14 protein-coding genes and 1 pseudogene are annotated in these 24,383 nt (G+C 69.0%); all 15 read left to right on the top strand.

Annotation, left to right across the window (positions count from 1 at the left end):
* The first annotated feature begins 54 nt into the window (after positions 1–54).
* The 15 genes and pseudogenes from HDC36_RS03465 to HDC36_RS03395 all read left to right on the top strand — a co-directional run bounded on the left by HDC36_RS03465 (position 55) and on the right by HDC36_RS03395 (position 24,217).
* Positions 55–555: a hypothetical protein gene (locus HDC36_RS03465; RefSeq protein ID WP_179564456.1), complete on the top strand. Its 501-nt coding sequence runs from the start codon at positions 55–57 to the stop codon at positions 553–555.
* Entirely contained in the window at positions 552–2,816 is a 2,265-nt protein-coding gene (locus HDC36_RS03460) for a methyl-accepting chemotaxis protein (protein ID WP_179564455.1), read from the top strand. The genes HDC36_RS03465 and HDC36_RS03460 overlap by 4 nt, the downstream gene beginning before the upstream one ends.
* A 303-nt stretch (positions 2,817–3,119) precedes the next feature.
* Positions 3,120–5,825, top strand: a complete 2,706-nt coding sequence (locus HDC36_RS03455) for a Cache 3/Cache 2 fusion domain-containing protein (protein ID WP_179564453.1) — start codon at positions 3,120–3,122, stop codon at positions 5,823–5,825.
* A 58-nt stretch (positions 5,826–5,883) separates the two neighbouring features.
* Entirely contained in the window at positions 5,884–6,666 is a 783-nt protein-coding gene (locus tag HDC36_RS03450) for a flagellar brake protein (protein ID WP_179564451.1), read from the top strand.
* Positions 6,667–6,924: 258 nt separating this feature from the next.
* Positions 6,925–7,416, top strand: a complete 492-nt coding sequence (locus HDC36_RS03445; protein WP_145700030.1) for a chemotaxis protein CheW — start codon at positions 6,925–6,927, stop codon at positions 7,414–7,416.
* 202 nt (positions 7,417–7,618) lie between these two features.
* On the top strand, positions 7,619–7,999 hold the full coding sequence (locus HDC36_RS03440) for a hypothetical protein (protein WP_145700032.1): 381 nt from the start codon (positions 7,619–7,621) through the stop codon (positions 7,997–7,999).
* 102 nt (positions 8,000–8,101) lie between these two features.
* Complete coding sequence (locus HDC36_RS03435) at positions 8,102–10,483, top strand: methyl-accepting chemotaxis protein (protein ID WP_179564449.1); 2,382 nt, start codon at positions 8,102–8,104, stop codon at positions 10,481–10,483.
* Between the two features lie 179 nt (positions 10,484–10,662).
* Positions 10,663–12,762, top strand: a pseudogene (locus tag HDC36_RS03430) (methyl-accepting chemotaxis protein); the annotation flags it as partial.
* Between the two features lie 304 nt (positions 12,763–13,066).
* Entirely contained in the window at positions 13,067–13,636 is a 570-nt protein-coding gene (locus HDC36_RS03425) for an MCP four helix bundle domain-containing protein (protein WP_179564446.1), read from the top strand.
* Positions 13,637–13,688: 52 nt separating this feature from the next.
* Complete coding sequence (locus HDC36_RS03420) at positions 13,689–15,950, top strand: methyl-accepting chemotaxis protein (RefSeq protein WP_179564444.1); 2,262 nt, start codon at positions 13,689–13,691, stop codon at positions 15,948–15,950.
* A gap of 94 nt (positions 15,951–16,044) precedes the next feature.
* Positions 16,045–16,911 (top strand): CheR family methyltransferase, encoded by an 867-nt coding sequence (locus HDC36_RS03415; protein ID WP_179564442.1) that lies wholly within the window; start codon positions 16,045–16,047, stop codon positions 16,909–16,911.
* Positions 16,908–17,510 carry a chemoreceptor glutamine deamidase CheD gene (gene cheD, locus HDC36_RS03410; RefSeq protein WP_225210148.1) on the top strand — a complete coding sequence of 201 codons (603 nt, stop codon included), beginning with the start codon at positions 16,908–16,910 and terminating at the stop codon, positions 17,508–17,510. The genes HDC36_RS03415 and cheD overlap by 4 nt, the downstream gene beginning before the upstream one ends.
* A complete protein-coding gene (locus HDC36_RS03405) occupies positions 17,507–18,583 on the top strand; it encodes a chemotaxis response regulator protein-glutamate methylesterase (protein ID WP_179564440.1) in 1,077 nt (358 codons plus the stop codon). The genes cheD and HDC36_RS03405 overlap by 4 nt, the downstream gene beginning before the upstream one ends.
* A 4-nt stretch (positions 18,584–18,587) precedes the next feature.
* Positions 18,588–21,236, top strand: a complete 2,649-nt coding sequence (locus HDC36_RS03400) for an EAL domain-containing protein (protein ID WP_179564438.1) — start codon at positions 18,588–18,590, stop codon at positions 21,234–21,236.
* A 59-nt stretch (positions 21,237–21,295) separates the two neighbouring features.
* Positions 21,296–24,217, top strand: coding sequence for a diguanylate cyclase (locus HDC36_RS03395; RefSeq protein WP_179564436.1), 2,922 nt, complete (start codon positions 21,296–21,298; stop codon positions 24,215–24,217).
* Positions 24,218–24,383 lie beyond the last annotated feature (166 nt).

Genomic DNA, 24,383 nt, shown 5'->3' with positions numbered 1-24,383 from the left:
CGTCGATAACGTGAAGAGCCGGTGATTGTCGGCGCAGCGCCCATCGGGGGGCCCATGCACGATGCCACCATCGCCGAGGCGAATCGTCCGCGCCGGCGCTCGCCGTTGCCGGTCGGCATGCTGTTGCTCGCCGTCTGGGCCGCGTGGTCGGCGGCCAGCCTGGCGTACCTCGCCGAGCCGTCGTCCGGCGCCAGCGCCGACACCATCCGCCGCCAATTGCAGGCCTTCGCGTCCTCCACGCCGCCGCGCGGCCAGGCCGTGGCGTTCCAGTTGCGCCTGGCCGGATGCGGCTGCACGCCTCGCGGACCCGCGCCCACGCTGCCGGGCCTGCTCAACATCGACCTGGGCGACCGGCCGGCGCCCGAGGCGCTGCCCTACCCGCTGATCGTGCTCGATGCCGACGGCCGCCTGGTCTACGCCGGCCCTTCGCACATCGAGGGCTGCGGCGCCGCCATTCCCGCCGCGTCATTGCTGCCGCGCCTGCTCGCGGCCAGCAGTGCGACGCCGCTGATCCTTCTCACCCACTGTGCATGCCCAAAGGAACCATCCGCATGAGCGCCGCCACCACCCAGGGAAGCTTTCTCGTAGGCAACGAGCGCTACGTCTATCTGCAGAAACTGGCTGCGGAGGCCGACCGCCTGTTCCTGGCTGTGGCCGCGTTCACCGCCATCGTCAGCCTCGCCGCCGCCTGGCGCCAGGACGTGTGGACGCCATGGCTGGCGGTGACGCTGCCGACCCTGGCGATCATCGCCCTGCAGGTGAAGCTCTATCCCGGCACGCTGCTCAGCCGCTGCACCGTGGCGCTGGGCCTGATGGTGCTGGCCGCCGTGCTGATCCAGCAGGCCGGCGGCATGGCCGAAGTCCACTTCGGCGTGATCGTGCTGATCGCATTGCTGCTGTACTACCGCGACTGGCGGCCGATCGTGGTCGCCTCCGCCGCCATCGCCGTCCACCACGTGCTGTTCTTCTGGCTGCAGCATCGCGGCCTGCCGCTGCAGGCATTCGCGGCCGACGCCGGGATCGGCATCCTGGCCACCCATGCCGGCTATGTGGTGGCCGAAGCCGGGATCCTGGTGGCGATGGCGGTGCAGATGCGCAAACAATTGCTGGACGTCGGCCACGACCCGCGCGACCTGGCGCTGCTGGCGCGCGCCATGGCCCGCCAGCAACCGCTGCCGGCCTCGATCCGCGGCCTGACCCTGCCGGAAGGCTCGATCGCCCATACCCTGGTGGTGGCCAGCGAGCAGTTGCTGAGCAGCCGCGAACAGGACGCGGAGATCCAGCGCGAGGGTCTGCGCATCCGCACCGCCCTGGACAACGTCACCGCCAACGTGATGATCGCCGACGCCGAGCGCAACATCGTCTACGTCAACAAGCCGCTGGCGCGGATGCTGTCGGCGGCGCAGGAAAACATGCGCCGCGAGCTTCCGGGCTTCGATGCGGACGCCCTGCTGGGGCGCAACATCGACATCTTCCACAAGCGGCCCGAGCACCAGGCCAAGCTGCTGGCGGCGCTGCAGCAGACCCACACCGCGCAGATCCGGGTGGGCGGGCACACCATGCGCCTGATCATCAACCCGATCGTCAGCAGCGCGTCCGAGCGCCAGGGCTTCGTCGTGGAGTGGGCCGACCGTACCGGCGAAATCCAGGTGGAAGAGGAAGTGACCCAGATCGTGCGGGCGGCCGCCGCCGGCGACCTCGACAGCCGCATCGGCCTGCACGGCAAGCAGGGCTTCTACCTGCTGCTGGCGCAGCAGCTCAACACGCTGCTGGACAACAACGCCGACGGCCTGGCGCGGATTTCGCAGCTGCTGTCGGCGCTGTCGCAGGGCGACCTCACCGCGCGCATGGACGGCGATCTGCATGGCGTGTTCGCCCGCATCCGCGACGACGCCAACGCGACCGCGACCCAATTGGCAACGATCGTGCGCCAGATCCAGGGCGCCTCGGATGCGATCAATACTGCCGCCGGCGAGATCGCCGCCGGCAACGACGACCTGTCGCGGCGCACCGAGCAGCAGGCCGCCAGCCTGGAGGAAACCGCCGCCTCGATGGAGGAACTGACTTCCACGGTCAAGCAGAATGCCGAATATGCGCGCCAGGCCAACCAGCTCGCGGTGGGCGCCGCCTCCGTCGCCTCGCAGGGCGGCGACGTGGTCGGCCAGGTCGTCACCACGATGAGCGGCATCGAGACCTCCTCGAAGAAGATCGCCGACATCATCAGCGTCATCGACGGCATCGCCTTCCAGACCAACATCCTCGCCTTGAATGCCGCGGTGGAAGCGGCGCGTGCCGGCGAACAGGGCCGCGGCTTCGCCGTGGTCGCCAGCGAAGTGCGCACCCTCGCCCAGCGTTCGGCCACCGCCGCCAAGGAGATCAAGGGCCTGATCGACGCCTCGGTCGGCCAGGTCGCCAACGGCTCGGCGCTGGTGCGCCAGGCCGGCCAGACCATGAGCGAGATCGTGTCCTCGGTGCAGCGCGTCACCGACATCATGGGCGAGATCTCCGCCGCCTCGCAGGAACAGTCGTCCGGGATCGAGCAGGTCAACCAGACCGTCACCCAGATGGACGAGGCCACGCAGCAGAACGCCGCGCTGGTCGAGGAAGCAAGCGCATCGGCGCGGGCGCTGGAGGAACAGGCCGGGCAGCTGGCCGACGCGGTCGCGGCGTTCAAGCTGTCCGACGCGGCAACGACCGCCACGCTGCGCGCGCATCCCGCCGCAGCGCCTCGCCCTGCCAGCAAGCCGGCCGCGTTGTCCGCAGTGCGCAGCGCACCGATCGCCGTCGCCACGGGCACCGAGTTGCGCGAGTTCTGATCCCGCGCAGCGCAGCCGCCCGGCCAGCCGCACACCGACATCCCGCGCTCACCGGAGCGCGGGGACGCATATCGCTTCGACGCGCATGCGTCGCCATAGCAAACGTATTTGCCGCAGGAGCTGGGGGGGCCTGCCGGCTTAGCGAATGTCCCGATCATGTCCCCAACTGTCTCGGGACAGGCCGAAATGCAGGGAAAACTGCCTGCAACGGGTCACTATTCGGTCAATTTTTCGTCATCGCCGCCGATAGGATTTCACGCGCCGCTCACATAGGCGCCCTATCTCGTCCGCATAGGCGTTGCCATGAAAAAATTCAGCCATCTCTCGGTCGGCACCAAGCTGTCGGCCCTGCTCACCATCGCGGTCAGCGCCGCGCTGGTGTTGCTGGCCACTCTGATCTACCGCCAGTCCGCCAGCAGCCATGAGACCCAGGTACGCAAGGAAATCGAGTCGGCCACCACGCTGATGAATCAGTCGGTGGCGATGTACGACCGGGTCCTGAGCGAGGAAACCGATCGGATGGGGCAGATGTTCGCGACCATGCTGCCCGCCGGTGCGGCGCAACTGGAACCGGCCAAGACGGTACAGATCGGCGACGTGCAGACGCCGACGCTGCGGCTCGGGCCGCATGTGCTGAATCTGGATTTCGCCTCGGTGGACCATTTCGCCGACGCCAGCGGCGGCGTGGCGACCGTGTTCGTGCGCAGCGGCGACGACCTGGTCCGGATCGCGACCTCGCTGCACGACCAGTCCGGCGCACGCGTGGTCGGCACCGTGCTGGACCATGCGCATCCCGCCTATGCGCTGCTGCTGCAGAACAAGCCCTACACCGGGCCGGCGCATCTGTTCGGCAACGACTACATGACCCATTACCAGCCGCTGCACGACGCGCAGGGCAACCTGGTCGGCGCGCTGTTCGTCGGCCGCAACTACACCCAAGGCCTGGCCGCGCTGCAGGAACGCCTGCGCAGCACGCGCATCGGCGAAGACGGCCACTTCATCGCCGTGGACATGCACCCGGCGCGGCGCGGGCAACTGCTCGCGCACCCGGTCTCCAAGGCCGCCAACGTGGAAGCGCTGGTGGTGGAGGCGGACAAGCCGTTGCTGCAGGCCTTGCTCGAGGGCAAGCAGGCCAGCGCCACGCTGCGGCTCAAGCGCGACGCGACCGCAGATGCGGCGGCCGAGCCGTTCCTGGTCACCGCCCAGGCCTATCGGCCATGGCAATGGGTGCTGCTCGGCGCGCAGCCGCGCAGCGCCATCGAGGCGCCGCTGCAGGCCTTGATGCGCAACATCCTGGCGTTCTCCGCGTTGATGCTGGTCGGCTGCGCGGTGCTGGTGTTCGTACTGGCCCGGCGCATGGTGTCGCGGCCGCTGGCGGTGGTCGAGCAGGTGGTCGGCGACATCGCCGCCGGGCGCCTGGAAAGCCATATCGAGGTCGGCCACGGCCAGGACGACGTCGGCCGGCTGCTGCACGGCATGCGCCGCATGCGCGACGATCTGCGCGAACGGCTGCGTACCGAGCGCGTGGTGGCGGCGGAGAATCTGCGCGTGCGCGTCGCGCTGGACGATGTCAGCACCAACGTGATGATCGCCGACGCCGATCGGCGCATCGTCTACGTCAACCGTCCGCTGGTGAAGATGCTCGGCGACGTGCAGGACGACCTGCGCCGCGACCTGCCGCACTTCGACGTGCAGAAGCTGATCGGCAACACCATCGACGTATTCCATCGCCACCCCGAGCACCAGGCGCGCCTGCTGGCCGAACTGAAGACCACCTACCGTGCGCAGATCCGCGTCGGCGGCCGCACCATGCGCCTGATCGTCAATCCGGTGATCGACGGCGACGGCAATCGCCTCGGTTTCGTCGTCGAATGGGCCGACCGCACCGACGAGGTGAGCGTGGAAGAGGAAATCGCCGGCATCGTGCGTGGCGCGGTGGCTGGCGACCTGGGCGGACGCGTGCGCCTGGACAACAAGCAGGGCTTCCTGTTGCAGCTGGCCGAACAGATCAATGCCCTGCTGGAAGCCAGCGCCTCCGGCCTGGGGCATATCCAGCACATGCTGCAGGCGCTGTCCGAAGGCGACCTGTCCACCCGCATCGACGCCGACCTGCAGGGCGTCTACGCCAACATGAAGGACCACGCCAACACCACCGCCGAGCAACTGGCGACGATCGTGCGGCAGATCCAGGGCGCTTCGGATGCGATCAATACCGCCGCCAGCGAGATCGCGGCCGGCAACGACGACCTCTCGCGCCGTACCGAACAACAGGCCGCCAGCCTGGAAGAGACCGCCGCCTCGATGGAGGAACTGACCTCCACCGTCAAGCAGAACGCCGAACACGCGCGCCAGGCCAACCAGCTCGCGGTCGGCGCCGCCTCCGTCGCCACCCAGGGCGGCGACGTGGTCGGTCAGGTGGTCACCACCATGAGCGGCATCGAGACTTCGTCGAAGAAGATCGCCGACATCATCTCGGTGATCGACGGCATCGCCTTCCAGACCAACATCCTGGCGCTCAATGCCGCGGTGGAAGCGGCGCGCGCCGGCGAACAGGGCCGCGGCTTCGCCGTGGTCGCCAGCGAGGTGCGCACTCTCGCCCAGCGCTCGGCCGGCGCGGCCAAGGAGATCAAGGGCCTGATCGACGAGTCGGTCGCGCGCGTCAGCGAAGGCTCGGCGCTGGTCGACCGCGCCGGACAGACCATGCAGGAGATCGTGTCCTCGGTGCAGCGCGTCACCGACATCATGAGCGAGATCTCCTCGGCCTCGCAGGAGCAGTACGCCGGGATCGAGCAGGTCAACCAGACCGTGACCCAGATGGACGAGGCCACCCAGCAGAACGCCGCGCTGGTCGAGGAAGCCACCGCCAGTGCGCGTTCGATGGAAAGCCAGGCCGGCGAGCTGGCGCGTGCGGTCGCCTCCTTCACACTTGACCAGCGCCCGCCGGCCGGCGCCGCGGGAAACATCGCCACATTGCATCCAGGCTACAAAAAAGCCGGTCACGGCCGATAGCATCGTGGGACGGGCGGAATGCGCCGCCCCGCCCCATCCACGATCGCATTGCCCACCCATGGCCGAAGGCATTCCCAGCGACTCCCCCGAACCGTCTCCGCACGAGGCGACGGAACAGGACGACCGCTTCCTGCTGACCAACCCGCGCCAGATCCGGCAGCTGCTGCAGTCGCTGATCAACCAGCGCTCGCAGATCAGTGCGCATCTGGGCGGCCGCGACCAGTCGTTCTCGACCGCGCTGCTGGAACTGGACGAGCACAGCCTGCTGCTGGACCTGAGCGTCAACGAGGCCAGCAACCGCTCCGCCGAGCACGCCGAGTACCTGCTGTGTTTCGCACAGCTGGACAAGGTGCGCCTGCGCTTCCGCATCGCCGACCTGGAACGGGTCGACAGCGACGGCACGCCCGGCTTTCGCGCGCCGCTGCCCGATTCGCTGTATTACCTGCAGCGCCGCGAGCACTTCCGCCTGGAGACGCCGATCACCGAATCGCCGATGTGCGTACTGCGGCTGGACGATGCCAGCCCGCCCACCGAACTGGTGCTGCGGGTCATCGACATCAGCGGCGGCGGCCTGGCGGTGGCGCTGGTCCCCGGCCAGCCGGTGCCGGAGCAGCGCCAAAGCTACCCGCGCTGCGTGCTGCAGTTGCCCGACGCCGACGCCATCAAGCTGACCCTGCAGGTCTGCAACATGTACCCGCACAAGCTGGCCAACGGCCAGGACACGCTGCGGGTGGGGCTGCGCTTCGCCGACCTGCCGCGCGGCGCCGATGCGGCGATCCAGCGCTACATCTTCCGCATCGAGCGCCAGCGCAGCGCACGCAAGAGCGGCGTGCTGTCCTGAACGGCGCATCGACCATGCACCACGCATCCTGCAGGAGCGGCTTCAGCCGCGACCGGGGCGTTACCAGGAAAGTCCCGGTCGCGGCTGAAGCCGCTCCTGCAGGCAACGCTTTCCATATGTCTGTCTCGGATGCATCAGGCCGGCCAGGACGGTTACAGGGACCGCTAAAGTTCTGCCCCACCACGCCGATCTAGTGCAAGAGCCGCATTTCCCGCTTCCCGCCATCCCTCCGCAATCCGTGCGCACCAGGAGCACACGATGAACGACAAGAATACCTCTGCCTCCGGTGCCACCGGCGGCGAATTCCTCAGCTTCACCCTCGGCGAAGAGCATTACGGCGTCGACATCCTGAAGGTGCAGGAAATCCGTGGCTACGACTCGGTCACCCGGGTGCCGGACGCCCCGGAGTACATCAAGGGCGTGATCAACCTGCGCGGCACCATCGTGCCGGTGATCGACCTGCGCCTGAAGCTGCGCCTGAAGGAAGCCCGCTACGACGCCTTCACCGTGATGATCGTGCTCAACGTCGAGGACCGCGTGGTCGGCATCGTCGTGGACAGCGTCTCCGACGTGATCCCGTTGAACGAGGACCAGATCCGGCCGACGCCCGAATTCGGCGCCGCGGTGGACACCCGCTTCATCTCCGGCATCGGCACCCAGGACGACAAGATGCTGATCCTGCTGGACATCGAGACCCTGCTCGACAGCGCCGACCTGAGCCAGCACGCGCACGTCGACGAAGCCGCCTGAGCCGGCTCGAGCCGCGGCCGCGCCGCGGTTTCGCACGCAATTCCCGACCCGCCGTCCATCGGCGGGTTTTTTCTTTCGGAAATGCGAACTGCTTATCACTTGCGCCGGTCAAGTTCGTCGTTACCACGCCGATAGCTGATAGGTGGCCCGATCAAGCACCTGGGCCGACCTCTTTCGCCCACCCCTAAAGGAGTTTCCCCCGATGAAGCCGAGCTTTCCCCTGCTGCTGGTCCTGCTGCTTGCCGCCAGCCCGAGCGCCTTCGCCCAGTCGCAGCAGATGATCCCGCCGGAGATGGCGGCCCGCTTCGTCGGCAAGGACGGCATGGTCTGCGGCAAGGTCGAGAAGGCCAAGTACGCGCAGAACTCCGAAGGCGAGCCGACCTTCCTGTACATGGGCGGCATGTTCCCGCGCCACACCTTCTCCGCGCGCATCGCCGGCGCCGACCGCGGCAAGTTCGGCTTCGCGCCGGAAACCCTGGAAGGCAAGGACGTGTGCGTGATCGGCAAGATCGAACGCGACAGCTCGCGCGCCGAGATCCAGGTCAGCGCGCCGTCCAGCCTGAAGCTGGCCACGATCAAGTAAGACGAAGCGTCGCCGCGCCGGAGCCCATGCGCTTCCGGCATGGCGGCGCTTTTGTTTTTTTGGTGCTTCGCCGCCGTCGTCGAACCAAGGGGAAATGCGTTCATGCAGTGGATAAAGAATCTCAAGTTGATGCCGAAGCTGATGCTGGCGTTCGGTCTCGTACTCGCCATCATGTTGGTGCAGGGATTGGCGGCCTACAACGGCCTGCACTCGCTCAACGGCGTGGCCGACGGCGTTTCCAAACAGGTGGTGCCCAGCGTGCGCACCGGCGGCGAGATGCGCGGCATCCTCGGCGAATACCGCAATGCGGCCTACCAGAGCCTGATCCGCAGCAGCGATGCACTGAAGAAGGAATCGGAGGCGCGCAAGGTTGCGCTGGGCAAGCAGTTGGACGATATCCTGGCCAAGTACCCGCCGATGATCGGCAGCGAAAAGGAACGCGAGATCTACAAACGCACCGTCGCCGACTGGAAAAAAGCCGGCGACTCGTACAAATCGGTCGACGAAATGCTGCAGCTGGAGCTGCACGACGATGCGATCGACACCTTCACCAGCGAGACGCGCACCCTGCACAACAAGGTGGTGGCCGACGTGATCGACCTGATCGCGGAGAACAATCGCCAAGCCGAGGTCGCCGCGAACGCCGCAGCCAACACCTACGGCAAGGCCTCGGCCACCCTGCTGGTCTGCCTGCTGATCGGCGTCGCCGGCGCGGTGGGCCTGGCCTGGCTGTTCGGGCGCATGCTGGCCACCAACGTGCGCGGCGCAGTCAAGATCGCCAATGAAGTCGCCGCAGGCAAGCTCGACGGGCACATCGACGCCAGCGGCCAGGACGAGATCGGCGAACTGATGCAGGCGCTCAAGCGCATGCAGCAAGACCTGCGCGAGCGCACCGAGCGCGACGCGGCCGTGGCGTCCGAGAACCTGCGCATCCGCACCGCGCTGGACAACTCCTCCACCGGCATGTTCATCGCCGACCTGGACTACGCCATCGTCTATGCGAACCCGTCGATGCAGGGCATCGTCGACAAGTACGCCGACCAGATCCGCAAGGTCGCTCCCGCGTTCGATTCGAGCATGCCGCTGGTCGGTTCCTCGCTGTCGGTGCTGGAATACGGCAACCAGATCGACACCCGCACCGTGGCCGCGATCGAGAAGCATGGCGTGGCCGAACGCGAGATGGCCTACGGCCACGCCCGCATCGCCCAGATCGTCTCCAGCATCCGCGACGCGCACGGCAGCCATGTCGGCTTCGTCTGCGAATCGCGCGACCGCACCGTCGAGGCCCAGGTCGAAGAAGAGGTGGCCAAGATCGTGCAGGCCGCCGCCGCCGGCGACCTCTCCGGGCGCGTGGCCACCGACGGCAAGCAGGGCTTCTTCCTGCAGCTGGCGCAGCAGCTCAACGGCCTGCTGCAGGCCAACGGCGACAGCATCGGCGAAGTCTCCAAGCTGCTGACCGCGCTGTCGCAGGGCGACCTGACCGCGCGCATGCATGGCGAGTTCGACGGCGTGTTCGCGACCATGCGCGACGATGCCAACGCCACCGCCGAGCAGCTCGCCGCCATCGTCGGCCGCATCCAGACCGCTGCGATCAGCATCAACGCCGCCGCCGGCGAGATCGCCGCCGGCAACGACGACCTGTCGCGCCGCACCGAGCAGCAGGCGGCGAACCTGGAAGAAACCGCCGCCTCGATGGAAGAACTGACCTCCACGGTCAAGCAGAACGCCGAGCATGCGCGCCAGGCCAACCAGCTCGCGGTCGGCGCCGCGTCCGTCGCCTCGCAGGGCGGCGCCGTGGTCGGCCAGGTCGTCACTACGATGAGCGGCATCGAGACCTCGTCGAAGAAGATCGCCGACATCATTTCGGTGATCGACGGCATCGCCTTCCAGACCAACATCCTGGCGCTCAATGCCGCGGTGGAAGCGGCGCGTGCCGGCGAACAGGGCCGCGGTTTCGCGGTGGTCGCCAGCGAAGTGCGCACCCTGGCCCAACGCTCGGCCAATGCGGCCAAGGAGATCAAGGGCCTGATCGACGCCTCGGTCAGCCAGGTCGCCAACGGCTCGGCGCTGGTGCGCCAGGCCGGCCAGACCATGAGCGAGATCGTGTCCTCGGTGCAGCGCGTCACCGACATCATGAGCGAGATCGCGGCCGCCTCGCAGGAGCAGTCGTCCGGCATCGAGCAGGTCAACCAGACCGTCACCCAGATGGACGAGACCACCCAGCAGAACGCCGCGCTGGTCGAGGAAGCCACGGCTGCCGCACGCTCGATGGAAGAACAGGCCGGGCAGCTGACCGAGGCCGTCTCGATCTTCCGCGTGGAACAGTCGCCGGCCAGCGCGCCAGCACCGCGCCATGCGCAGGTGCACTCGATCCGCACGGTGGCGAAGAAGCCGGTCGCGGTGCCGTCGGGCAAGCCGGCGCTGGCCACCGGCAGCAAGAAGTCCGTACCGGCCCTGGCCGATTCGGACTGGCAGGAGTTCTGAGGCGCCGGCAGTCGCGGCATTCAGGCACGTCCCGATCCCCGGCCCCGCGCCGGGGATTTTTTTGCCGGCCACCCCCGGTCCCGGCCACGGCGGCTCGGCCGGGCCCGCGCGGGTTTGTCTCAATTTTGTTACCGCCGCGCCGTTAAAGCCTTCGAGAACCACTCGAAGGTGTCCATCCAATGTCGTATCCGTCGCTCGTCGCTCGCCTGTCGGATCTGCCGCTGCGTCGCAAGTTCGTCTGGCAAACCCTGCTGCTCGGCAGCGGCATCGTGCTGCTGGCGATCCTCGCCGCGCGCATGCAGTACGTGGATATCCGCAACACCCGTGAGCAGGCGTTGAAGAGCCAGATCGAACTGGCGATCGGCGTGGTCCAGGCCTACGCGGCCAAGGTGGAGGGCGGGCAGATGCCGCTGGCCGAGGCGCAGCGCACCGCGCTGGCCACGCTGGAGTCGATGCGCGCCCGCGACGGCGTGGACTATTTCTACGTGCACGACATGCGTCCGACCATGCTGATGCACCCGACCCGCCACGACCTGGTCGGCAAGGACATCGGCAACGTGCTCAGCGCCGACGGCAAGCCGATCTTCCGCCAGTTCGCCGCGGCGGCCGCGGCCGGCGGCGGCTATGTGGACTACCTGTGGCCCAAGCCGGGCAACGACAAGCCGGTCGAGAAGGTGTCCTACAACGCGCCGTTCAAGCCCTGGAACTGGGTGATCGGCACCGGCGTGTACATGGACGACGTGCAGGCGCAGGCGCTGCTGTTCACCGGCGTGATGACCGTGGCCGGCGGCGTGCTGGTGCTGATCACCTTCGGCATCAACTGGCTGATCGGCAGCTCGGTGCTGGTGCCGGTGTCGCGCACGCTGCAGGCGATCCGCGCGGTGTCGCGGGGCGACCTGAGCGTGCGCATCGACAATCCCGGACGCGACGAGACCGGGCAGATGCTGCGCGCCACCGGCGAGATGATCCAGATGCTGGAACGCTTCTCCAGCGAGACCGCGAAGATGGCGGTGCTGCACGCCGACAAGGACATGTCGCACCGCATGCCGCAGGACTTCCCCGGCGTGTACGGCGAGCTCAGCAAAAGCATCAACACGATGATGTTCGAGCACCTGGACGCGATCGTCGACGCGATCGCGGTGCTCAACGAATACGCCAACGGCGATCTGCATCGCGATGCGCGGCGCCTGCCCGGCAGCCGCGCGGTGCTGCACGAATCGATGGATGCGGCCAAGGCCAGCCTGCTGGCGATCAACACCGAGATCAAGCGCCTGGCCGCGGCGGCCGCCGCCGGCGACTTCAGCGCCCGCGGCGATGCGACGCATTTCCAGCACGACTTCCGGCTGATGGTGCAGGACCTCAACGCGATGATGGAGGTCAGCGACCGCAACCTGGGGCAGTTGTCCACGCTGCTGCAGGCCATCGCCGCCGGCGACCTGACCGCGCGCATGCACGGCGAGTTCCACGGCGTGTTCGCGACCATGCGCGACGACGCCAATGCCACCGCCGACCAGCTGGCCGACATCGTCGGCCGCATCCAGACCGCGGCGCTGAGCATCAATACCGCGACCACCGAGATCGCCGCCGGCAACGACGACCTGTCGCGCCGCACCGAGCAGCAGGCGGCCAGCCTGGAAGAGACCGCCGCCTCGATGGAAGAGTTGACCTCCACCGTCAAACAGAACGCCGAGCACGCGCGCCAGGCCAACCAGCTCGCGGTCGGTGCCGCCGCGGTCGCCTCGCAGGGCGGCGACGTGGTCGGCCAGGTCGTCACCACGATGAGCGGCATCGAGACCTCCTCCAAGAAGATCGCCGACATCATTTCGGTGATCGACGGCATCGCCTTCCAGACCAACATCCTGGCGCTCAACGCCGCGGTGGAAGCGGCGCGTGCCGGCGAACAGGGTCGCGGTTTCGCCGTGGTCGCCAGCGAGGTGCGCACCCTCGCCCAGCGTTCGGCCGGTGCCGCCAAGGAGATCAAGAGCCTGATCGACGACTCGGTGACCCGCGTCGCCGAAGGCTCGGCACTGGTCGATCGCGCCGGGCAGACCATGGCCGAGATCGTGTCCTCGGTGCAGCGCGTCACCGACATCATGGGCGAGATCTCCGCCGCCTCGCAGGAACAGTCGGCGGGCATCGAGCAGGTCAACCAGACCGTGACCCAGATGGACGAGGCCACGCAGCAGAACGCCGCGCTGGTCGAGGAAGCCAGCGCATCGGCGCGGGCGCTGGAGGAAGAGGCGCGCCGGCTGAGCGAGGCCGCAGCGGTGTTCCGGCTCGGCACCGGCGGCGGCAGCAACCCCGCTGCGGCCACGCCCGTGCGCGCGGCGTCGCGTCCGGCGGCGGCCAAACCGGCCCCGCGCCAGGCGGCGGGCAAGCGCGCGGCGGTGACGGAAACGGACTGGGCGGAGTTCTGAGCGCTGCGCCGCGGCCCGGCCATCCAATCGGACTTGCATCACAGTTGCATCGGTGCCGCGCACGGGCGATCTCAAGCGTCCGTCCGCGCAGTCGATATCGAATTAACGATGCGTGAATGCGGTCACCGCAGCCACCTCGCCATTGCCGCCGCTTCGGGAGCCTGAGATGCCGCGCTATACCGATCTGAAATCGTCCCTGCTCGCGTCGCTGCTGTGCGTGCTCGGCTGCGCCGCGGTGATCGGGGTGGCGCATCTGAGCACCCGCACCCTCGACGACTCGCGCCAGCACCTGCTGCAGTTGCAGACCCGGCAGGCGCCGTCGGCCATGGCCTTGCGCGAGCTGCGCGCGCAGCTGGCGGAACTGCGTCTGTACCAGCTGTCGCTGATCGCCGCGACCGGCAATGCCGCGGAAGTGGCCGACTACGACCAGCGCATCGAACGCTCGATGCGCGGCGCGCGCACGCAGGTGGCGCGGTACATCGCTACCGCGCCGAGCGGCGACGAACGCCGCCGCTTCGCCACGGTCCAGGCGGAGCTGGACGCCTATCTGCAGCTGCACCGGCAGATCAGCAGCGCGGTGCATGCCGGCGATCGCGAACGCGCCCGCCAGCTGTCCACGCAACAGGCGCTGCCGCAGCGCCGCGCCCTGTTCGCCGACCTGGAGGAACTGAGCCGGGTCAACGCCGCACACGCGCTGCACCCGGACGCCGACGCGCCCGCCTACGTCGCCCGCTAGCCCCACTGCGGTACTGCCTCGCCATCGCCCAATCCGCTGCACGGAAACGCCAATGAACGTCTTCAAGCAACTGAAAATCCGCGACAAGCTGATCTTCGCATTCGCCCTGACCACGCTGCTGACCGTGATCCTGGGCGTGTTCACCTATTCGCGCACCACCTTGGCGATGTCCGAGCTCAAGCGCATCGAGCTGGATTGGGTGCCGGCCACGCAGGCGCTGGCCGAAGTGCGCGCGCAGCTCGGCGAGTTCCGCACCTACGAGCTGGCGCAGATCGCGCGCGCCGACGACCCGGAAGCGATGGCCGACTATTTCAAGCGCATGCAGAAGGTGCGCACGGAAGTTGCGAAGAACCAGGCCATCATCGAACGGGTGATGCTGGAAAAGACGCAGCGGCAGATGTATGCCGGGGTCAAGGAAAAACTGGACGCCTACCTGCAGGCCAACACGCTGATGGGCGATGCGATGCGCGGCGGCGACGTCGCCGCGGCGCAGACCATCTCCGACAAGCAGTCGCGGCCGCTGCGGCGCGACCTGTTCGAACGGATCGTGGCGCTGACCGACTACAACGTCGCCCAGCTGAACCAGGAAATGGACACCATCAACGCGCAGCTGGCGCGCACCAAGCTGCTGATCATGAGCCTGCTCGCACTGGCCATCGCGGCCGCAGCCAGCGTCGGCTGGATGATTTCGCGCGGCATCGCGCGCCAGCTCGACGCGGCACGGCAACTGTCGCAGGCCATCGCCCGCGGCGAACTGGACAGCGCCGTGCGCGCGCGCTCCAACGACGAGGTCGGCCAGCTGATGGGCGACATGCTGGACATGCGCAGCCGCATCCGCGAGGTGATCGATGCGCAGAACCTGATGGCGCAGCGCCACGAACAGGGCACGATCAGCTATCGCATGGACGCGACCGCCTTCCCCGGCGACTACGGGCACATGGTCAAGGCCACCAACGATCTGGTCGCCTCGCACGTGGCGGTGAAGCTGCGCCTGGTGCAGATCATCCAGCGCTATGCGATCGGCGACCTGTCCGAGGACATGGAACGCCTGCCCGGCGAGAAAGCCGTGCTGACCGAGGCGATGGACACCGCCAAGGCCAACCTGACCGCGATGAACGTACAGGTCAAGCAACTGGCCGAAGCCGCGGCGATCGGCGACTTCAGCGCGCGCGGCGACGCCGAGCGCTTCCAGTACGATTTCCGGGCGATGGTGCAGAACCTCAACGCGATGATGGAGGTCAGCGATCGCACCCTCGGCGAGCTGTCGCAGCTGCTGCAGGCCATCGCCGCCGGCGACCTGAGCGTGCGCATGCATGGCGAGTTCCACGGTGTGTTCGCCAAGATGCGCGACGACGCCAATGCCACCGCCGAGCAGTTGGCCGATATCGTCGGCCGCATCCAGGGCGCAGCGGCCAGCATCAACGTCGCCTCGTCGGAAATCGCCGCCGGCAACGACGACCTGTCGCGCCGCACCGAGCAGCAGGCGGCCAGCCTGGAAGAGACCGCCGCCTCGATGGAGGAACTGACCTCCACGGTCAAGCAGAACGCCGAACACGCGCGCCAGGCCAACCAGCTTGCGGTCGGCGCGGCCGCGGTGGCCTCGCAGGGCGGCGACGTGGTCGGCCAGGTGGTCGCCACCATGAGCGGCATCGAGACCTCGTCGAAGAAGATCGCCGACATCATCAGCGTCATCGACGGCATCGCCTTCCAGACCAATATCCTCGCGTTGAATGCCGCGGTGGAAGCGGCGCGCGCCGGTGAGCAAGGCCGCGGCTTCGCGGTGGTCGCCAGCGAAGTGCGCACCCTCGCCCAGCGTTCGGCGGGGGCGGCCAAGGAGATCAAGGGCCTGATCGACGACTCGGTGACCCGCGTCGCCGAAGGCTCGGCGCTGGTCGATCGCGCCGGACAGACCATGCAGGAGATCGTGTCCTCGGTGCAGCGCGTCACCGACATCATGGGCGAGATCTCCGCCGCCTCGCAGGAGCAGTCGCTGGGCATCGAGCAGGTCAACCAGACCGTCACCCAGATGGACGAGGCCACCCAGCAGAACGCGGCGCTGGTCGAGGAAGCCACCGCCGCGGCACGTACGCTGCAGACCCAGGCCGGCCAGCTCAGCGCCACCGTCGCCGAGTTCAAGCTGGACCCGCAGGCCAGCGCACCGGCGCCGCAGGCCGCGCCGGTCGCAAAAGCCAGGCCGTCCGTGCGCGCCAAGACCTCTCCGGTGGCGACCGCACCGCGTGCGCCCGCACGCATCCGCAGCGTGACGGGTACGGCACGCGCCTCCACCGCCGAAGACCAGTGGCAGGAGTTCTGAAGGCAGCGGCAGCGGCCCAGGCCGCGCCTTGTTCCGGCGTCAATTTCGCCCGGCGCCGGCCGATAACCCGATAGACCGATCACCGCTGCGAGCCATGGCCACTCCAACGTCTTCCCTGCCCCACCCCGGTTCCGACAACCGCGACTTCGAATTCAGCGATCGCGATTTCAAGCGGGTCTGCGACCTGATCTACCAGAAGGCGGGCATCGCGCTGGCCCCGGCCAAGCGCGACATGGTCTACGGCCGGCTGTCGCGGCGCCTGCGCACGCTGGGCCTGCGCTCGTTCCGCGAGTACCTGGACTGGCTGGAGCGCGACGGCGGCGACGAGTGGGAAGCGTTCACCAACGCGCTGACCACCAACCTGACCTCGTTCTTCCGCGAGCCGCACCACTTCGAGCGCCTGCGCGAAGAGCTGCAGAAGCACGCCGCCTCGGCGCCGGTGAAGATCTGGTCGTGCGCCGCCTCCACCGGCGAGGAGCCCTATTCGCTGGCGATCACCGCCTGCGAGGCGTTCGGCACGCTGACCCCGCCGGTGCGGATCCTGGCCACCGACGTGGACACCCAGGTGCTGGCGACCGCCTCGCGCGGCGTGTACGCGGTCGATCGCATCTCCAGCCTGGACCCGGCGCTCAAGCGCAAGTACTTCCAGCGCGGCAGCGGCGCCAACGAGGGCCAGTGCCGGGTGGTGCCGGCGCTGCGCGAGCTGCTCGAGTTCCGCCAGTTGAACCTGCTGGAGCCGCGCTACGACGTCAGCGGCCCGTACCTGGCGCTGTTCTGCCGCAACGTGATGATTTATTTCGACAAGCCCACCCAACGTGGCATCCTGTCGCGGCTGATCCCGCATCTGGACGATGAAGGCATGCTCTACACCGGCCATTCGGAAAACTACCTGCATGCGGCCGACCTGATCCAGCCCTGCGGCCGCACGCTGTACCGGCGCGCCGCCAAGGCACGCGCATGAGAGCCGCCACGATGGTCGCGGATCAGGTGATGCGCTACCACGACACCCGCTTCCAGACCATGGCGGCCAAGCTGTTGCCGACCCAGTATCTGGTCGTGGACGACGACACCGCGCTGACCACCATCCTCGGTTCCTGCGTGGCCGCCTGCATCCGCGACCCGCTGCTGAAGATCGGCGGCATGAACCACTTCATGCTGCCCGATGGCCAGGCCGGCGACGGCGCACCGGCGCGCTACGGCAGCTATGCGATGGAAGTGCTGATCAACGACCTGCTCAAGCGCGGCGCCAGCCGCAGCCGCCTGGAAGCCAAGGTATTCGGCGGCGGCAACGTGCTCAAGGGTTTCACCAACAACCCGGTCGGCACCCGCAACGCCGAGTTCGTGCTGAACTACCTGAAAGCCGAGCAGATTCCGGTGGTGGCCGAGGACCTGCGCGGCATCCATCCGCGCAAGATCTGGTTCTTCCCCGGCACCGGCCGCGTGGTCGTGCAGCGCCTGCCGCATGCGCACGAAGAAGCCGAAATCGCCGCCGCCGAATCGGCGGTGCGTGCCCGCCTCGCCAAAGCGCCCGTCACCGGCGCCGTGGAGTTGTTCGAATGACGTCAGAAATCCCCTGCCGCGTGCTGATCGTCGACGACTCCGCGGTCGTGCGGCAAATGCTGACCGAGATCCTGTCGCGCGCGCCCGGCATCGAAGTGGTCGGCTCGGCCGCCGATCCGATCCTGGCCCGCGAGAAGATCAAGCGGCTCAATCCGGACGTGATCACCCTGGACGTGGAAATGCCGCGCATGGACGGCCTGGCGTTCCTGGAAAACCTGATGCGGCTGCGGCCCACGCCGGTGGTGATGATCTCCTCGCTGACCGAGCGCGGCGCCGACACCACGCTGCAGGCGCTTGCGCTGGGCGCGGTCGATTTCATCTCCAAGCCCAAGCTCGACGTGGCCCGCGGCCTGGAGGAATACGCCGAGGAAATCGTCGGCAAGGTCAAGGCCGCGGCCAAGGCCAAGGTCCGCGCGCTCGACCGCCCGGCCGCGCCGCGGCCTGCCGGCAACGCGGTGATCACGCCCAGCGCCGTGTCCACGCTGAAATTCCGCACCACCGACCGGCTGATCGCGATCGGCGCCTCCGCCGGCGGCACCGAAGCGCTGCGCGTGGTCCTGGAAGGCATGCCGGCCGATGCGCCGGCGGTGGTGATGACCCAGCACCTGCCGGCCGGCTTCAGCACCGCCTTCGCCGACCGTCTCAACCGGCACTCGGCGATGGCGGTGCGCGAGGCCAGCGAAGGCGAAGCGATCCTGCCCGGCCACGCCTACCTGCCGCCCGGCGGCAAGCACCTGCAGGTGGTCCGCGACGGCGCCCGCTGGCGCTGCAAGATCGACGACGGCCCGCCGGTCAACCGGCACAAGCCGGCGGTGGACGTGCTGTTCCAGTCGGTGGCGCGCAACGCCGGCGCCAACGCGATCGGCGCGGTGCTGACCGGCATGGGCGACGACGGCGCACGCGGCCTGCTGGAAATGCTGCAGGCCGGCGCCAGCACCCTGGTCCAGGACGAAGCCACCAGCGTGGTCTGGGGCATGCCCGGCACCGCATTCCGGCTCGGCGCCGCGCAGGAGGTGTTGCCGCTGGACCGGATCGCCGAACGCCTGATCGCCTTGTCCAACCAGGCCCGCTAGCCCCATGCCGCGCCAGCGCGTCCGCACCCCGAACGCGCCCAGCGAACCCGCTGCGACCTCGGCTTCCTGCCTGGCCAGGCTGCAGGATTCCGAACAGGCCCTGCTGAGCTGCCTGCAGCAGGCGCCTGACGGTGTGGTGGTGATCGACGCGGACGCGCGCATTCTCGCCTTCAATCAGACCGCCGAGGCGCTGTGGGGCCTGTCGCAGGCGCAGGTGCTGGGGCGTTCGCTCGGCGAGCTGGTACCGGACGAGGCGCGCGCGCCGTTCCTGGCCAGGTGCATGCGGCATCGCGCCGACACGCCCGGCGACGGCTACGAACTGCAGTTGCCCGGCAACGACGGCGTGCAGCGCTGGGTGTCGGTCAGCGCGGCCACGGTGCCGCAGCAACCGGCGCCGCTGTCCGTGGTGTTCGTGCGCGACATCAGCGCCGAACGCGAGCGCGACGCCAAGATGCGGCTGCTGTCGCTGGCCCTGGACCGCAGCGACAACGCCATCGTGGTCTGCGACCCGCAGCTGGCGATCCTCTACGTCAACGCCGGCTTCGTGCACATGTTCGGCTATGCCGCCGAGGAAGTGCGCGGACTGCTGCCCAGCAGCGTGCTGCCCGGCATCGGCACCGACATGCAGGCGGTACGGCTGACCCGCGAACGCGTGGTCGGCGGCCTGGGCCACCAGACCGATCTGCTGGTCTACCGCAAGGACGGCTCGCCGCTGTGGACCACGCTGATGGCCAATCCGATCGCCGACGCGGACGGCGGCATCCAGCACTACGTGGTCTCGTTCACCGACATCACCCAGAGCAAGATGCACGAGATCCTGCACAAGAACGTGCTCGACGCGCTGGTCCGCGAACAGCCGCTGGTCGACGTGGCCACGCTGATCTGCAGCGAGGTCGAACGCATCGCCCCGCAGGTGGTGGCCTCGATCATCAGCGTCGATGGCGACGGGCGGCTGCACCCGCTGGCCTCGCCGAGCCTGCCGACCGCCTTCAACGAGGCGGTCGAATGCATGCGCGTGGGTCCCACCGCCGGTGCCTGCGGCGCGGCGATCTGGCGCGGCAAGCAGGTGCTGGTGCGCGACGCCGCCACCGATCCGCTGTTCGCCGAGTACCGGTCGCTGGTGCAGCAGCTCGGCCTGGGCAGCTGCGTGGCCAGCCCGATCAAGTCCAGCGGCGGGCGCGTGCTCGGCAGTTTCGCGCTGTATTACCGCGACGTCTGCGAACCGCAGGCCTGGCACCTGCGGCTGATCGAGCTGTGCCTGCATCTGTGCGCGCTGGCGCTGGAGCGCGAGCAGACCAAGGCGCGCGTGCACCAGTTGGCGTTCTACGACTCGCTGACCGGCCTGCCCAACCGGGTGATGTTCAGCGCCCGCGCCGAGCAGGCGCTGGCCGCCGCCGAATACCACGCGTTTCCGGTGGCGATCCTGTTCGTCGACATCGACCGCTTCAAGCGCGTCAACGAGACCCAGGGCCACGCCGCCGGCGACGGCATGCTGCGCGACATCGCGCGGCGCCTGGGCGAGACCTTGAACGCGACCGACCTGATCGGCCGCCAGGCCGGCGACGAGTTCGTGCTGATGCTGCCGCAGTGCGGCGCCGAGCAGGCCGCCGGGGTGGCCGAGCGCCTGTTGCTGGCGCTGGCCGAGCCGCTGGTGGTCGGGCACGTAACCCTGCACCCGGGCGCCAGCATCGGCGTGGCGATGTTCCCCGACGACGGCCGCGACATCGAGACCCTGCTGCGCCACGCCGACCTGGCCATGTACCGGGCCAAGAACGAAGGTGGCGGCAGTTTCCGCTTCTTCAGCGCCGACATGAACCGCATGGCGCAGGAACGCGTGGCGCTGGAGACCGCGTTGCGCGAAGCGTTGCGCCGCGACCAGCTGCAGTTGCACTACCAGCCGCAGCTGCACAGCCAGCCGCCCTACGCGCTGTACGGGGTGGAGGCGCTGCTGCGCTGGCAGCACCCGCATCTGGGCGACATCTCGCCGGCGCGCTTCGTGCCGATGGCCGAGGAATGCGGACTGATCGACGAACTCGGGCATTGGGTGCTGCGCCAGGCCTGCCGGCAGATGGCCGATTGGCGCCTGCGCGGCGTGCCGGTGCCGCGCGTGGCGGTCAACCTGTCGGCCAGCAACTTCGCCGACGCGCAGTTGCCGGCGCGGGTGGCGCAGATGCTGAGCGCGCATGCGCTGGCGCCCAGCGACCTGGCGCTGGAAATGACCGAGAGCGTCATGCTGTCCAACGCACCGGCGGTGCTGGCCAATCTGCGTCAGTTGCAGGCCAGCGGCGTACGCCTGTCGCTGGACGACTTCGGCACCGGCTATTCCAGCCTCAGCCATCTGCACCAGCTGCCGGTCAACGAACTCAAGCTGGACATGAGCTTCGTCCGCGACCTGGAACACAGCGAGACCGCACGCGCGCTGACCACCTCGGTGCTGCGCATCGGCGAGAGCCTGCGCCTGCATACCGTCGCCGAGGGCGTGGAAACCGAGGCGCAGCGGGCCTTCCTGGCGTGGCTCGGTTGCGACGTGCTGCAGGGCTTCCTGTTCGCGCCCGCGCTGCCGGCGACGCAGCTGGAACACTGGATCGGCGCGCATCGGGCCGAGGCGGCAGCGGCCGCGCCGCCCGCAACGTCCGGCGCGGCGCCTCCGTAGCCGGTCGCGGCACAGTTATTGCTTGATCCGCAGCACGTTTTTTTACCCCCCGTCAGGCAATGCCGATCCGCTTCCTGTTGTCGCTGCTGCTGTGGTCCGCCAGTGCTGCGCTCGCCGCGCAGACGCTGCGCCCTGCCTATCCCGACGTCGTGCGCCGCTTCTCCACCCACGACGGCCTGCCGCAGAATTCGGTGAACGCGATCGTGCAGGACCGCGACGGTTTCCTGTGGCTGGGCACCTTCGGCGGGCTGGCACGCTTCGACGGCAGCGGGTTCAGCGTCTACCGCAGCCTGGCCGGCAGCGGCCCGTCCAGCGACCGCATCCTGCAACTGCTGGAGGACGAGCGCGGCCAATTGTGGATCGGCAGCGAGGACGCCGGCGTCAGCGTCTACCGCGACGGCCGCTTCCTGCGCCTGGACCTGTGCGGCGGCCGCTGCCTGATCCGCCGCTTCGTCGCCGCGGCCGACGGCAGCGTGTGGGTCTTCAGCAGCGCCGGCGCCTACCGGATCGACCCGCGCACCCTGCGCACCCTCGAACAGCAGCCGCAGGCGCTGGACATGGCCGCCGCGCTCGGCGGCGACGGACAGCTCTATCTGGGTGGGCAAGGCCTGTGGCGGCTGCGCCAGGGACGCCGCGAAGCGGTGCCGTTGCCGGCCGGGGAAACCCGGGTCAGTTCGCTGCACAGCGAAGGCAGCGTGCTGTGGGTGGGTGCCGGTGCGGCCCTGCACCGCTACGACACGCTGCGCCGGCAATGGCTGCCGGCAGCGGCGCCGGTGCGCGGCGCGCAGGCGCTGGCGCGCGATGCGCAGCACCGGCTGTGGGCGGTCGATGTCGATGGACAGCTGTTCCGCGACGACGACGATGGCGCTGGGCTGCGTCCGTTGACGACGCCGGCGCTGCCGGCGTCGCACAGCCTGCTCAGCGACCGCGACGGCAACCTGTGGCTGGGCAGCAACGCACGCGGCCTGCTGCGCATCGCGCGCTCGCGCATCGGCCTGCTCAACGACGCGCAGCAGGGCATGGACCTGCCCGGCCTGCCGGTGATCGGCGACGGCAGCGGCGGGCTGTGGCTGGGCACCGTGTGCGGCGGACTGCGGCACTGGGACGCGCCCAGCGGACGCCTGCGCCGCTGGTCGTTGCAATCCGCGCTCGGCAACGAGTGCGTGTGGTCGCTGCACCGCGACGAGGCCGGCGGCCTGTGGATCGGCACCGTCGATGGCCGCGTCGGCTATCTGCAGCCCGACGCGCAGGACGACCGCGCCGATCGCGACAACGACGCCTACCGCAGCCAGGCGCTGCGGCTGGTGGCGCAATGGCCGGACCAGTTGCCGATCCGCGCCCTGTACCGCACCGCCAAGCACAGGCTGCTGGTCGCCAGCGGCCACGGCGTCTACGCGGTCCCGGTCGGCGCCGGCGGCGAGACCGGCGCGCCGCAGCGCCTCCCCGGCTTGCCCGGCAGCGTCACCCTGATCCAGCCGGCGCAGCAAGGCGGCCTGTGGCTGGCCGGCGGCGAAGGCGTGGTGCGCTGGCGGCGGCAACGGGTGGTGGAACGCTGGAACACCGGCAACGGCCTGTCCAGCCGCTTCGTGCGCTCGCTGTACGAACAGCCCGACGGCACGCTGTGGATCGGCACCTATGGCGGCGGCCTCAACCGCATCGGCAACGGCCGCGTCCAGCGCTTCGATCGCGGCAGCGGCCTGTTCGACGACGTGGTCTCGTGCATGGTCGCCGACGCGCGCGGCGGGCTGTGGCTCAGCGGCAACCGCGGCATTTCCCTGCTGCCGCCGGAGGAACTGGCCAAGGCCGCCGCCGGCAGCGAGGAGTTGAGCGCGATCGGCTTTTCCGAGAGCGACGGCCTGGAACCGGCCGAAACCAACGGCGGCGGCCAGCCGGCGTGCCTGCGCGACGCCGCCGGCAAGCTGTGGTTCCCGCTGATTTCCGGCTTCGCCGAGATCGATCCGCTCGCGCTCGGCCAGCGCCGCGTGCAGGCGCCGCCGGTGCGGATCCAGTCGCTCGACGTCGGCGGCCGCAGCGTGCCGCTGGCCGCGGAGCTGCGCCTGCCGCCGCACAGCCACGACATCGAGGTGGGCTTCACCGCGATCAACCTCAGCGCGCCGGAGAAGACCCGCTTCCGCTACCGGCTGACCCGCCCGGGACAGGACCCGGCGTGGACCGACATCGGCGCGCAGCGCAGCCTGCACTTCCCGCTGCTGCCATGGGACGACAGCACCCTGGAAATCATCGCGCGCGGCGATACCGGCGCCTGGTCGAGCACGCCGGCGCGGCTGCGCTTCCGGCAGCCGTCGCCGTGGTATCTGTCGCCGTTGAGCTGGGGTGCGGCAGCGGTGTTGCTGCTTGCCGCGCTGCTGCTCGGCTGGCGCGTGCACGGCTATCGGCTGCGCCGCCAGCGCGACCTGCTGGCGCAACTGGTGAGCACCCGCACCCGGGAACTGGAGCAGGCCAACCGCCGCCTCGCCGACCAGGCGCAGCGCGACCCGGTCACCGGCATCGCCAACCATCGCCATTTCGTCGAAAGCCAGCAGCGATTGTGGGACCAGATGCAGGCGCAGCAGCGGCCGCTGGCGCTGCTGATGATCGACATCGACGAATTCAAGCGCTTCAACGACCACTACGGCCATCTGGCCGGCGACGACTGCCTGCGCGTGGTGGCGCTGGCGATGGCCGCGCAACTGCGCGAGGACGGCGTGCTGGCGCGCTACGGCGGCGAGGAATTCGTGGCGCTGCTGCCCGGCTGCGACAGCGAGGCCGCGCATGCGGTCGGCGAACGGCTGCGCCAGGCGGTGCTGGGCTGCGCGGTGGCGCACGCCCCGGGCGCGCGCCACCGGCTGGTGACGGTCAGCATCGGCTGCGCCAGCAAATCGCCGCGGTCCGGCCTGTCGAGCACGCGCCTGACCAACCTCGCCGACCAGGCGCTGTACCGGGCCAAGGAGAACGGCCGCAACCGGGTGGAAAGCGCCTGAGTGCAGGTCGTTACGCAAGCGGTCGCGGTTGAAACCGCTCCTACAGAGAGCATCCTGGGTGCACTGTAGGAGCGGTTTCAACCGCGACCAACGAAGTCGGCATGCCGGCCGGCGCAGCGATCGATCCAGACGCGAAATGCTCCGGCAGCACAACACAACCGAACCG

This window comes from Xanthomonas sp. JAI131 (assembly GCF_013410075.1).
Taxonomy (GTDB): Bacteria; Pseudomonadota; Gammaproteobacteria; order Xanthomonadales; family Xanthomonadaceae; genus Xanthomonas_A; species Xanthomonas_A bonasiae.
This window is presented reverse-complemented; position numbering and strand designations above follow the sequence as displayed.